8 protein-coding genes are annotated in these 12,459 nt (G+C 70.4%); 6 read left to right on the forward strand and 2 right to left on the reverse strand.

The genetic code is table 11. From position 1 onward, the window contains the following. The 5 genes from AB0B89_RS30380 to AB0B89_RS30400 form a co-directional block, all read left to right on the forward strand. The coding region (locus AB0B89_RS30380) for an STM4011 family radical SAM protein (RefSeq protein ID WP_358559654.1) at positions 1 to 749 on the forward strand (749 nt) is incomplete at its 5' end. 188 nt (positions 750 to 937) lie between these two features. Continuing rightward, positions 938 to 3,313, forward strand: a complete 2,376-nt coding sequence (gene lon, locus AB0B89_RS30385) for an endopeptidase La (protein WP_358559656.1) — start codon at positions 938 to 940, stop codon at positions 3,311 to 3,313. 114 nt (positions 3,314 to 3,427) lie between these two features. Then, positions 3,428 to 4,579 carry a Fic family protein gene (locus AB0B89_RS30390; RefSeq protein ID WP_358559658.1) on the forward strand — a complete coding sequence of 384 codons (1,152 nt, stop codon included), beginning with the start codon at positions 3,428 to 3,430 and terminating at the stop codon, positions 4,577 to 4,579. Positions 4,580 to 5,087: 508 nt separating this feature from the next. Beyond that, a complete protein-coding gene (locus AB0B89_RS30395; protein ID WP_358559660.1) occupies positions 5,088 to 6,236 on the forward strand; it encodes a DUF3103 family protein in 1,149 nt (382 codons plus the stop codon). A 472-nt stretch (positions 6,237 to 6,708) separates the two neighbouring features. Continuing rightward, a complete protein-coding gene (locus AB0B89_RS30400) occupies positions 6,709 to 8,244 on the forward strand; it encodes an AMP-binding protein (protein ID WP_358559662.1) in 1,536 nt (511 codons plus the stop codon). A gap of 22 nt (positions 8,245 to 8,266) precedes the next feature. Here AB0B89_RS30400 and AB0B89_RS30405 read toward each other — a convergent pair whose 3' ends face one another. Next, the gene (locus AB0B89_RS30405; protein ID WP_358559664.1) at positions 8,267 to 9,202 is read right to left on the reverse strand and encodes a M12 family metallopeptidase; all 936 of its coding nucleotides are present in this window, start codon (positions 9,200 to 9,202) and stop codon (positions 8,267 to 8,269) included. A 386-nt stretch (positions 9,203 to 9,588) separates the two neighbouring features. Between AB0B89_RS30405 and AB0B89_RS30410 the strand changes: the two genes are divergently transcribed. Next, a complete protein-coding gene (locus tag AB0B89_RS30410; protein ID WP_358559666.1) occupies positions 9,589 to 10,908 on the forward strand; it encodes a trypsin-like peptidase domain-containing protein in 1,320 nt (439 codons plus the stop codon). A gap of 122 nt (positions 10,909 to 11,030) precedes the next feature. Here AB0B89_RS30410 and cydC read toward each other — a convergent pair. Beyond that, positions 11,031 to 12,459 (reverse strand): thiol reductant ABC exporter subunit CydC (gene cydC, locus AB0B89_RS30415; protein WP_358559668.1); only part of this gene is annotated, 1,429 nt, incomplete at its 5' end.

Raw genomic sequence — 12,459 nt, forward strand, 5'->3', positions numbered from 1 at the left:
AAGGGCCCAGTCGGCCAAGTAGCACCCCCAAGGGCGCAACCGGCCCGGTGACCTTCGCGCGCGACTTCTCCGGCTGTCGCGTCACACTCCGCCTCGGCCATCTCCCGCACGTGCGCCGGGTGGCGATCCAGACCAACCTGAGCTGCCGCCTCGACTGGCTGGAGGAGGCCGATCGCGACCGGCTGGCCCTCTGGGTGACCTTCCACCCCGGTCAGGTGACCTATGACCGGTTCCTCGGAAGATGCCGCGCCCTGGCCGCGCGAGGCGTGCGGCACAGCGTGGGCATCGTCGGCCTTCCCGAGCACCTCGGCCACGCGCGCCGGCTCCGCGCCGACCTCCCGGCGACCACCTACCTGTGGGTGAACGCCGCCGAAGGTCACCTCTACAGCGATGATGAGGCGGCCGGCTGGCAGGAGATCGACCCGCTGTTCGCCTACAGCCGTGACCCTCATCCCAGCGCCGGGCTGCCGTGCCGCACGGGGGAGAGCGTGATCTCGGTCGCGGGAGACGGCACCGTCCGGCGGTGCCACTTCGTGCCCTCGGTGATCGGCAACCTCTACGACGGGTCGTTCCGTGAGGCCTTGCGTCCCAGGGCCTGCCCGCTGGCGACGTGCGACTGCCACATCGGGTACGTGCACCTGGAACCGCTCGGCCTCTACGACGTCTACGCCGGCGGGGTGCTGGAACGCGTCCCACACGCCTGGCCGCCCAACCCGCCCCCTCACCCTCGGCCCGCTGGCCGCCTGTGAACGTGGTGGCCGGGTCTCGCGTCGGGCCGGTGGTCGTCTTTGAACGTGTGGGGTCGGCGAGGGACATCCGCGCGTCACGGCCTAGGAGATTACAGAATTACGATCGCTCGCAGCGAACAAGCGCAGTCTTGGGAACAATCGTGGGCTCTCATTAATTGAGTGCATGTAACTCAACCTTTGGAGTTCGCATGAGTCAGAGCCTGATCCTCCCGGTGCTGCCGCTCGACGACGAGGTCGTCCTCCCCGGCATGGTCGTTCCTCTCGACCTGTCGGACACCGAGGTGCGCGCCGCCATCGACGCCGCCCGGGCCTCCTCGAACCAGAGCAAGCCCCGGGTGCTGCTTGTTCCACGCATCGACGGCAAGTACGGCGCGGTGGGCGTCGCCGCCGTCGTCGAGCAGGTCGGCAGGCTTCCCGGAGGCGAGCCCGCCGCCGTGGTGCGCGGTGTCGAGCGGGTGCGCATCGGCTCCGGCACCACCGGGCCCGGCGCGGCCCTGTGGGTCGAGTCCACCACGATGGAGGCCGTCGCCGCCGACGAGCGCGCCGGGGAGCTGGCCAAGCAGTACAAGGCCCTTGCCACCACCATCATGCAGAAGCGCGGCGCCTGGCAGATCGTCGACGCCATCAACCAGATCGAGGAAGCGTCGGAGCTCGCCGACAGCTCCGGCTACGCGCCGTGGCTGACCACGGCCCAGAAGGTCGAGCTTCTGGAGGACCCCGACCCGGCGGAGCGCCTCGCCCTGCTGGTCGACTGGGCCCGCGAGCACCTGGCCGAGCTTGACGTCGCCGAGACGATCCGCAAGGACGTCCAGGAGGGCATGGAGAAGCAGCAGCGCGAGTTCCTGCTCCGCCAGCAGCTCGCGGCCGTCCGCAAGGAGCTGGCCGAGCTGAACGGCGAGGCCGCCTCCGAGGAGGAGGACTACCGCGCCCGCGTCGAGGCGGCCGATCTGCCCGAGAAGGTCCGGGAGGCCGCGCTCAAGGAGGTCGACAAGCTGGAGCGCGCCTCCGACCAGTCGCCCGAGAGCGGCTGGATCCGCACCTGGCTGGACACGGTCCTCGACATCCCGTGGAACGAGCGCACCGAGGACTCCTACGACATCGCCGCCGCCCGGGCCGTGCTGGACGCCGACCACACCGGCCTCGACGACGTCAAGGACCGCATCGTGGAGTACCTCGCGGTGCGCAAGCGCCGCTCCGACCAGGGGCTCGGCGTGGTGGGCGGGCGCCGCAGCGGCGCCGTGCTGGCGCTGGCGGGGCCTCCCGGGGTCGGCAAGACCTCGCTCGGCGAGTCGGTCGCCCGCGCCATGGGCAGGAAGTTCGTCCGGGTCGCCCTCGGCGGCGTCCGCGACGAGGCCGAGATCCGCGGCCACCGGCGCACCTACGTCGGCGCGCTTCCCGGCCGCATCGTGCGCGCCATCCGCGAGGCCGGCAGCATGAACCCCGTCGTCCTGCTCGACGAGGTCGACAAGGTGGGCGCCGACTACCGGGGCGACCCGACGGCGGCCCTGCTGGAGGTCCTCGACCCCGCGCAGAACCACACCTTCCGCGACCACTACCTGGAGGTCGAGCTCGACCTGTCGGACGTGCTCTTCCTGGCGACCGCCAACGTCCTGGAGGCCGTTCCCGGCCCGCTGCTCGACCGCATGGAGGTCGTGACGCTCGACGGCTACACCGAGGACGAGAAGGTCGCGATCGCCCGCGACCACCTGCTGCCCCGCCAGCTCGAAAAGGCCGGCCTGACCTCCTCGGAGGTCACGGTCGACGAGGAGGCGCTGCGCAGGCTCGCCGGCGAGTACACCCGCGAGGCGGGGGTGCGCTCGCTGGAGCGGTCGATCGCGCGGGTTCTGCGCAAGGTCACAGCGCGGGCGGCCCTCGACCGGGCCGCGCTGCCGGTGCACGTCGGGGCGGGCGACCTGGTGGGCTACCTCGGCAGGCCGAGGAACGTCCCCGAGTCCTCGCTGCCCGAGTCGGCGCAGCGCACGGCGGTGGCGGGCGTGGCCACCGGGCTCGCGGTCACCGGCGCGGGAGGTGACGTCCTCTACGTCGAGGCGTCGCTGGCCGACCCGGAGACCGGCTCCACCGCCGTCACGCTCACCGGCCAGCTGGGTGATGTGATGAAGGAGTCGGCGCAGATCGCTCTGTCCTACCTCCGCTCGCGCGGCGCCGAGCTGGAGCTGCCGGTCGGGTCCCTCAAGGACCGGTCCGTGCACATCCACGTCCCGGCGGGCGCCATCCCCAAGGACGGCCCCTCGGCGGGCGTCACGATGACCACCGCCCTGGCCTCGCTGCTGTCGGGCCGCCCCGTACGGTCCGACGTGGCGATGACCGGCGAGGTGTCGCTCACCGGGCGGGTGCTGCCGATCGGCGGGGTCAAGCAGAAGCTGCTCGCCGCTCACCGGGCGGGCATCACCACGGTGCTCATCCCCGCGCGCAACGAACCCGACCTCGACGATGTGCCCGAGGCGGTGCGCGAGGAGCTGACCGTCCACGCGGTGAGCGACGTGCGCGAGGTGCTCGCCATCGCGCTGACCCCCGCGACGGTCGCGGAGCCCGCCGCCGCCTGACCTGGCCCGGCACGGGCTTGCCGGGTCCGCGCGGCTCTGACGGCCCGCGCGGACAAATATGGACGAATCATCCTGTCGCTTGACAGGATGATTCGTCCATGCTGTCATGACGGCATGCTGTACGGGACACCAGAGCTGGATCCTGCCGACAAGGCCGTTCTCGGCGAGATCGAGGACATGCGCCGCGACCTGAAGTACCGTCTCGCGGAGTCCCATCGGTGGGACGGCCAGCTCAGGCGCCAGCTCCAGGCGCGCGCGATCCAGGGCTCCAACACGATCGAGGGATACCGCGCGAGTGTCGAGGACATCGAGTCGATCATGCTCGGTGAGGAGCCGCTGGAGACCTCCTCGGCGGTGACCAGCGAGATCGCCGGATACCAGCAGGCGCTCACCTACATCCGCCATCTCTCTCTGGCCCGGTCGTTCCGCTTCGACACCGGCATGCTGCACGCGCTGAACTTCATGATGATCGGCCACCACCACGACAAGACCCCGGGGACGCCACGCCCGGGTGGCATCTACGTCCGCAACTCGGCGACCGGCGAGGTCGTCTACGAGGGCCCCGACGCGGAAGCCGTCCCGGCGTTGCTGGACGAGCTGGTGGGATGGCTCAACGGCGGAGACCTGCAAGCGCCGAGCTACGTCCGGGCGGCCATGGCGCACTTCAACCTTGTCGCGATACACCCATGGCGTGACGGCAACGGGCGGATGTCCCGAGCCTTGCAAACACTGGTCCTCGGCCGGGACCAGATCCTGACCCCCGAGTTCTCCTCTATCGAGGAATGGCTTGGCATGGGGGAGAACACCGTTGACTACTACCGGGCGCTGCGTGAGGTTCAGCAGGGCGGGTGGGATCCGCACGATCGGACGCACTCCTGGATGCGGTTCTGCCTGCGGGCCCATCACATGCAGGCGCAGCGGGTGCGGCGGCGGCTCGCCGAGGCCGGGGAGGTGTGGCTCGTGCTGGAGGAGCAGGTCGACAAGGAGCGGCTCCATCCCCGGTGCGTCTCGGCGCTCTACCAGGTCTTCGTGAGCAGGCGGCTCCGGCGCGGCACCTACCAGGCCGACGAGTCGCTGAGCCAGGGCCAGGCGGCGCGCGACCTGCGCGAGCTGGCCGCCCGCGACTGGCTCACCCCGTACGGCGAGACCAAGGGCCGGTTCTACGCCCCTGGCCCGAAGATGGAGCGGGTGAAGGGGGAGTTCGCCGCCCGCGTCGAGCCGCTCCGCGACCCCTACCAAGCGCATTCCGCGTGCCGCAGGACGTAGGAACGGACCTCGTCACTCAGCGGGTCGGCGTCCGGCAGTTCTCCCGTGGCACGTCAGCCGGCAGACCGCGTAGCAGGTCAGGGAAGTGGAGCGGGGCTCGGGTCGATTGAACAGCGGCTCAGCGATCCGCTCGGTCAGCGCGGTCGGTTAGGCATCCCAGGACACGACAAGGATCGTAGGTGGGAGAACAGGCCACACTGACGATGAGCCAACTATGCGGCGTTACAGGCATGAATCCGAGATCGCTTAATCTGACTAGTTTCTGATTGGCAATCGCCTGACTAGCTCCTGACAAGGAATTGTAAGTCATATCCAAGGCGTGCCTGCGAGCTTTGTGGGAGCGACGCCCACCGCTCTGCTTCGAAAGGCGCTAGCCGTTCGAGATGCTTCCCATAGTGGTGGTGTGTGGCGGCGTCGACTGTGGATGCGGGTGAGAAGTCGTGACGACGGCGTCGCATCTCGTGTTCTCGCGACTGCATTCTGTTCCCACTAATCAGTAGGAGAACACGTGAAGAAGTTCACCGGACTGGCGGCACTGGCGATGGCCACCGCCCTGATCGGGAGCATCGCGCCGACATCGGCCGAGGCCGCCCCCACGCGCGGCCCGGAGCAGCCGGTCGCCTCCTCGGCCCCCAACCGCGCCGCCACCATGGACGGCTACAAGCGGGCGCTCGCCCAGCAGGTGGCCAGGCGCCTGGACGACCCGGCGTTCCGGGGCACGATCACGCGGGACCTGGCCGACGACGGCCAGGCGGACCTCGCGTCCCTGTTCGCCTCAGTGGCGGGCGCCGGGGACGTCGCCGACTACACCCGCCGCGCCAACGGGGACATCCTGCGGCTGAAGGGCCTGGACGCCACGAACGAGTCGCTGCTCCAGGTGCGGACCGACCCCGCCACGGCCAAGCGGGTGGCCGCCGGGGACAAGGCCCTCGTCATGTTCACGCCGTCCGTCGATGAGAAGGCCCTCCGCACGGTGACGGCCTACGACTCCGCCGGTCGCGCGCACGAGATCGACGCCTTCCGGGCTCCCGCCCGGCCGGTGCTGATCGTGGGACTGGACGAGAGCAAGGTCGCGACCCTGAGCAGGGAGGCCCTCCGCCGGAAGCTCACCGAGGCGGGCATCTCCGGGACCGACCGGACGGACAACACGGCCGCTCCTTCGGCCTCGGCGGCTGTCCGGCCGCTCGGCCAGATCCGCCGCATCGCCAACTACAACGACCACGAGCCGTGGTACAAGGGCTCACCGGAGATCTACGCCTGGGTCGCGGGCGCCGGCGTCGATGGCGCGGCCCGGGTCGACACCGTCGAGATGCCCTACATCAAGACTGAGGGCGTGATCTACTCGCCCAACCAGATCCTGATCGACTGGTCGGCCTTCAAGTGGAGCGCCGTCGACGTCGTCTTCATGGAACGCGATGACAACGCCGACCTGTCCGGCCTGGTGAAGGCCGTCGTCGAGGGGGCGCTCGTCATCAGCGGGAACGGCTCCTACGTCTCCGTCGCTGACAAGATCGTCGGCGCGCTGCCCTCCGACTGGACGATCGACACCGACGACTGGGTCGACTCCTGCTACGCCATCACGCGGGTCATGGCGGCGCCCCAGTGCGCCGCTATTCCCAAGGGTATGGGCCTGGGCATGTCCCTCGTCTACCTGTAACGGGCGAAGCCGGCTCCGGCAAATAGAGCGGCCCGAAGATGACCGCGCCCCCGGCTTCTCGCCGGGGGCGCTTTTCCGTCGTCACACAACAGCCCGTCGATGCCTGTTTGCCGGGGCGTAACGGCGTTTCCAGGGCGGGAATTCGATCGCGGCGGAACGGTGTCCGGAGCCGAATTCGGCGTTCTGGCCGGAGGTACCTCAATACGCCTTTTCTCAACACGAAAAGCGCGCGGACGTACCCCCGCGCCGGACGGACCGAGAGGCCGTGTGTGAACCCAAGCCGCGGCCTTCGGTTCGGCCAGGCCCGCCTTCTCGGCTGCTCCCTGGCTCTGGTCGGCCGTGCTCCCGGGGTCAACTTTCATAGTCAAGGTAGATAGGCGGCGTCGATCCTGTCAATGACAGGATGGGGCGCGCGGAGGGTCCCCGCCCGGATCCTTTCCACCGGGGAGTCGACCGAGTACCGTTCGGTTTTATGCATCCGGGAGCAGTCGCAGCACAGACGCCCGACAAACCCGCTGTGATCATGGCGGGCTCCGGGCGTGTGGTCACCTACCGCGAGCTGGACGAGGAGTCCAACCGCCTCGCCCACCTCTTCCGCTCCGCGGGGCTGCGGCCGGGCGACCATGTCGCGTTCATGCTGGAGAACCATCCGCTGTTCCTGGTGGTCGCCTGGGCCGCGCACCGCTCCGGGCTGTACTACACGGCGATCAGCTCCCGCCTGCGGTCCGACGAGCTGGCCTACATCGTGGACAACTGCGAGGCGAAGGTCTTCATCTCCTCGGCGGCGCTCGCCGAGGTCGCGACCTCGGCCACGGAGGACACCCCGAAGGTGCGGCTCAGGCTCATGATGGACGGCGTCGCGCCGGGCTTCGAGCCGTACGAGGCGGCGGTGGCCGCGCACCCCGCGACCCCCGTCGAGGACGAGTGCCAGGGCTCGGACATGCTCTACTCCTCCGGCACGACCGGGCGGCCGAAGGGGGTCAAGCCCCGGCTGGGCAAGGTGCCGCTGGAGACCCCGGGCGCGCTGCTGGAGCTCGTGCGGTTCCTTTTCGCGCCATCGGCCGACGCGGTGTACCTCTCACCGGCCCCGCTGTACCACGCCGCGCCGCTGCGCTACTGCATGACCTTCCAGCGGATCGGCGCGACGATCGTGGTGATGGAGAGGTTCGACCCCGAGCGGGCGCTCGCGCTGATCGAGAAGTACGGCGTGACGCACTCGCAGTGGGTGCCGACGATGTTCATCAAGATGCTCAAGCTCCCCGAGGCCGTGCGGAACAAGTACGACCTGTCCTCGCTGGCCTGCGCGATCCACGCCGCCGCGCCGTGCCCGGTGCCGGTCAAGGAGCAGATGATCGCCTGGTGGGGCCCGATCGTCCACGAGTACTACGCCGGCACCGAGGGCAACTGCTTCCTGTACGTGGGCTCGGAGGAGTGGCTGAGCCACAAGGGCACCGTCGGCCGGCCGCTGCTCGGCGTCACGCACGTGTGCGACGAGAACGGCGACGAGCTCCCGCCCGGCCGGCACGGCATGGTCTACTTCTCCGACGGCCCGAAGTTCGAGTACCACGGCGACCCGGACAAGACCCGCGCGTCCCAGGACCCCCTCGGCCGGGGCTGGACCACGCTCGGCGACATCGGCTACCTGGACGAGGACGGGTTCCTGTACCTCACCGACCGCCGCTCGCACATGATCATCTCGGGCGGGGTGAACATCTACCCGCAGGAGGCGGAGAACGTCCTGTCGGTCCACCCCAAGGTCGCGGACGTGGCGGTCTTCGGGGTGCCGGACGAGGAGATGGGCGAGGCGGTCAAGGCGGTGGTCCAGCCCGCGGACCCGGCGGACGCGGGCCCCGCGCTGGCGGCCGAGCTGATCGAGTACTGCCGGGCGCGCCTCGCCGCCTACAAGTGCCCGAGATCGGTGGACTTCCGGGCCGAGCTTCCCCGCCACCCCACCGGGAAGCTCTACAAGCGCCTGCTGAAGGACGAATACTGGCCCGCCGGATCCTGAGGCCGCCCGCGCGGGCACCTGCTCACGGACAGCCGTAAAGGGCCCGGACGGCGTCCAGGTCGGCCGCGCTGAAACCGATTCTCTGGCCGATCGAGACGGGGGCCGAGGGCTCCAGGGTGTCCTTCCCGTTCCTGCTGAAGAAGGTCCTTCCGTACAGCATGACCGAGCCGTAGTCGAGCGGGGTGAAAAGGCGGTTCTGCGGAAGGGCGAGTTTCTTGAACTGGGACTCGTATCCCTTCGCGACGTTCTCCAGGTGAACGGTCAGCGCTGCGTCGCGGTCGGAACGGGAATGCTCGTGGAGGAACCCTATCGCGTGCAGCAGCTCGTGAATGGCGATGCCCTTCCGCTCGCACCCCTTTCCGATGGATACATCCTGCGGCTCGGGGCCGATGCGCCCCACGTACGAATAACAGCCGTCACCGGGGAAGATCTTGAGATAACCGGCCTCGGTCGTACGAGGGACGAAACGCACGCAGGTGTTGTCGTGGAAATCCCGCATCGCCTGGCCGATCGCCTCGCGGGCGGGCGCGGAGAGCTCGGGGGAGAGGACGTAGGGCACCTTCCTGTCCGGCCACAGGGCGCCGGCCTGCGTCGTGGCCGCGCCCTCCGGCACCCGGCAGTCCCCCGGCCGCAGGGGAGCGTCGGGGGTCGGCCTTTCCACGGAAGGCGGAGTGTCATAGGTGACCTCGGGAAATACGCCCGGCATCTGGATCTTTCCCGAGGCCGCCTCGGCGGGTGTTCCGATGACGATGTCACCCTCGGTCACGGCGTGCCCGTCGATGTCGACGTACTCGATCGTCTGGGGCTCCCCGGTTATATCCGGAGTGGTAATGGAGAAGGACGGACGTCCCGTCTGCTGCTCCCATAGCGGATCGAACGGGTCCTCTTCGGCGGCGGCCGGTGACGCCCCCACCGCCAGTACGAAGAGCGCGACCGCCAATACAGCGATATGTCTCATATTTATGCTCCTGGAAGTGTCCGTACCATTTACGGGCCGTCCCATGAAAAATACCCCGATGGCAACCTGGTACTCCAGGAAGGGCGGGTGGTTGATTCCGATAACCCAGCTGCAAGCTCCTACTCGCTCCGAGAATTCGGAGAATCTCCGCTTTATTCGTACTTTAAGTATTTCGTGCTAGGTGCGTGCCCGAGCGTGGCGGATCGTCGGGATCCCGGCGCCCCCGGAGGTCGACCCTCGGGGGCGGCTCGCCACCGCGGGACGTTCAGCCAACGTCCAGTTAGGGCTTAGGCAGTTCTTATCGCCCGTTTGTCATCATTGATTTACCGGTCCGAAGCCGGCCGTCGCCAAATGGGCGACGAGTGCGGATGACCCTGGGGGAAGAGATGAGCACCGAAGACCCGCGTGAGCAGAGCAGTGACACCACTCCGGCCGAGGCGCCGGGTTCGCGTGGATGGACCCAGTTCGGTCAGACCCCGCCGGAGGCGGGCGCCTTCCAGCCCCGCTGGAGCGGCTCCGAGCGGTTCGCCGGGGACACCGAGATCATGCCTTCCCAGGCGGCGGGCACGGCCCCCCCGTGGTGGACGACCGGCCGCAAGGCGGTGGCCGGGCTCGCTCTCGCGGCGGTGGCCGTGGGAGGCGGGGTCGCGGGGGCCTTCGTCGCGACGGCGGCCGTCGGGACCAAGACCGTGATCTCCAGCCCGATCGTCAGGCCTGCGTCCGACGCCAGTGTGACGACGGTGGCCGACGTGGCACGGGCCGTGCAACCGTCGGTGGTCTCCATCACCGTGAGCAGCCAGGCCGGTCAGGCCGAGGGCTCCGGCGTGGTGCTCTCGGCCGACGGACTGATCCTCACCAACAACCACGTGGTCGCGGGCGCCGGGCAGAACGCCAAGGTCCAGGTGAAGTTCAGCGACGGCAAGAGCGCGACGGCGACCATCGTCGGCACCGACCCCACCACCGACCTCGCGGTCGTACGGGCGGAGAACGTCTCCGGGCTGACCAAGGCGACGCTCGGCGACAGCGACAAGCTGAGGGTCGGCGACGCCGTCCTCGCCATCGGCAGCCCCCTCGGGCTTGAAGGCTCGGTGACCGCCGGCATCGTGAGCGCGCTCGACCGTACGCTGACCGTCGGCGACCAGTCCCAGCAGCAACAGCAGCTACCGCCCGGCTGGGGTCAGGGCGGCCTCGGCCAGGGTCAGCAGCGGCAGCAGAGCGGCACCACGATCGGCGGCGCGATCCAGACCGACGCGGCGATCAACCCCGGCAACTCGGGCGGCGCGCTCGTCGACGCCTCCGGCCAGGTGGTCGGCATCAACAGCGCCATCGCGACCAACGGAGGCGACGGCAACATCGGCGTCGGCTTCGCGATCCCCATCAACACCGCTCACCAGGTGGCCGACCAGCTCATCAAGTCGGGCAAGGCCACGCACGCCTTCCTCGGGGTCAATCTCGCCGACGCCACGGGCGACGCCCAGGGAGCCGTCATCGGCTCGGTGCAGTCCGGCAGCCCGGCCGACCAGGCGGGACTCAAGGCGGGCGACCTGATCACGAAGATCGACGGCAAGCCCGTGGCCGGGGCCGACACGGTGGTGGGCGCCGTACGCGGCTACCAGCCGGGCACCAAGGTCACCCTGACGTACGTCCGGGACGGCTCGACCTCCACGGCCACGGTCACCCTGGCGGAGAAGACGGTCACGAGCTGACCATCCGAGCTGGATTCGCCGCCGGGACGCTGCGGGCCCGGCGGCGAATCCATGTCCGGGGCCCCGGGGAAGGCGTCAGGAGAACCTGCGGCCCTTGGCGACGCCGGGGCGCGGTACGGAGGTCAGCCGGGCGTGGCCGTCAGGGCCTCGGAACGCCACAGGTCCCGGTAGTAGCCGGGCACGGCCACGAGCGCGTCGTGGCGCCCCCGCTGCGTCACCCGCCCGCCTTCGAGGACGATGATCTCGTCGACGCCTTCGAGACCGTGCAGGCGGTGGGTGACCAGCAGGGTCGTACGGCCGTGCGTGGCGTCGAGGAGGTCGGCCATCAGCGCGTCCGCCGTGGCCGCGTCCAGGGCCTCGGCGGGCTCGTCCAGGAGCAGCACCTCGGGGTCGTGCAGCAGCGCGCGGGCCAGGGCGAGCCGCTGGAGCTGACCGCCGGAGACGGTGCGCCCGTCCTCGCCCAGCGTCGCGTCCCATCCGGTCCGCTCGACCCACGCGTCCAGGCGCGCGCGCCGCACGGCCAGGGCCAGCTCCTCCTCGCCGGCCTCGGGGCCGGCCAGCCTGAGGTTGTCGCGGACGGAGGCGCGGAAGACGTACGGGTCCTGCGTCAGGCCGGTGATCCTCGCCCGCACCTCGTCGGGCGGCAGGTCGCGGACCCCGGTGCCGTTGATCCGGATGTCCCCGGACTCGAAGTCGGCGGTGCGCATCAGCGCGGACAGCAGCGTGCTCTTGCCCGCCCCGCTCGGCCCCACCACGGCCACACGCCTGCCGGGGGTCAGGGTGAGGGAGACGCCGTCGAGCGCTGGAGCCCGGCCGGGGGCGTGCCGCACCACCAGGTCGTCCACCTGGACGGTAAGCGGACCCTCCGGCGGGGGAGCGGGCGCGGCCGGCTCGGGGACGGCGGGCGGGGTGGCCCTGATCTCCCTCAGCCTGCGCAGCGCCGCGGTGACCCCGGCGAACCGCTCGCCCGCGGCCGCCAGCGGCAGGATCGGCTCGAACGACACCAACGCCGTCAGGGCCAGGACGGCGGTGGCCACCTGGCCGGCCCCGGCGCGCTGGGCGACGAGCACGATCGCCGCCACGGTGAGGCCCTGGACCAGCATGCCGAGCGCGAGCGCGGCCGCGTTGGCCCTGGACTGCCGCCGTTCGAGCGCCGCCAGCTTCGCGCCGGCCCGCGCCGAGGCCGCTAGGGCGTGCTCCCCGGCCCCGTAGGCGGCCAGGTCGGCGCTTCCGTGCACCAGGTCGGCGACCCGCGCGGCGAGGTCGGCCCGTGCGGGGGCGAGCCGGGCGGACCGGCGCCGGGCGGCGGCGGCCGTGCCGGCGGGCAGCAGCAGCCCGGCGGCCAGCAGCCCCGCGAGCAGGACGAGCGCGGCGGCGGGCAGCAGGAAGGCCCCCAGCGTCACCGCCGCGACGGCGGTCACCGCGGCGGCCACGGCGGGCAGCAGGCAGCGCACCAGCAGGTCCTGCACGGCGTCGGTGTCGTCCACCATCCGGCTCAGCAGGTCGGCCCCCCGGTGGCCGAGTTCAAGAGGAGCACAGTGGTGTCGAGGC

Source organism: Sphaerisporangium sp. NPDC049002, assembly GCF_040649355.1.
Taxonomy (GTDB): Bacteria; Actinomycetota; Actinomycetes; order Streptosporangiales; family Streptosporangiaceae; genus Sphaerisporangium.

What these genes read in the sequence shown, in the direction of transcription:
- AB0B89_RS30405 (WP_358559664.1), bottom strand. Translation starts at nt 9,202, where the DNA reads ATGAGACATATCGCTGTATTGGCGGTCGCGCTCTTCGTACTGGCGGTG.
- AB0B89_RS30410 (WP_358559666.1), top strand. Translation starts at nt 9,589, where the DNA reads ATGAGCACCGAAGACCCGCGTGAGCAGAGCAGTGACACCACTCCGGCC.
- lon (WP_358559656.1), top strand. Translation starts at nt 938, where the DNA reads ATGAGTCAGAGCCTGATCCTCCCGGTGCTGCCGCTCGACGACGAGGTC.
- AB0B89_RS30400 (WP_358559662.1), top strand. Translation starts at nt 6,709, where the DNA reads ATGCATCCGGGAGCAGTCGCAGCACAGACGCCCGACAAACCCGCTGTG.
- AB0B89_RS30390 (WP_358559658.1), top strand. Translation starts at nt 3,428, where the DNA reads ATGCTGTACGGGACACCAGAGCTGGATCCTGCCGACAAGGCCGTTCTC.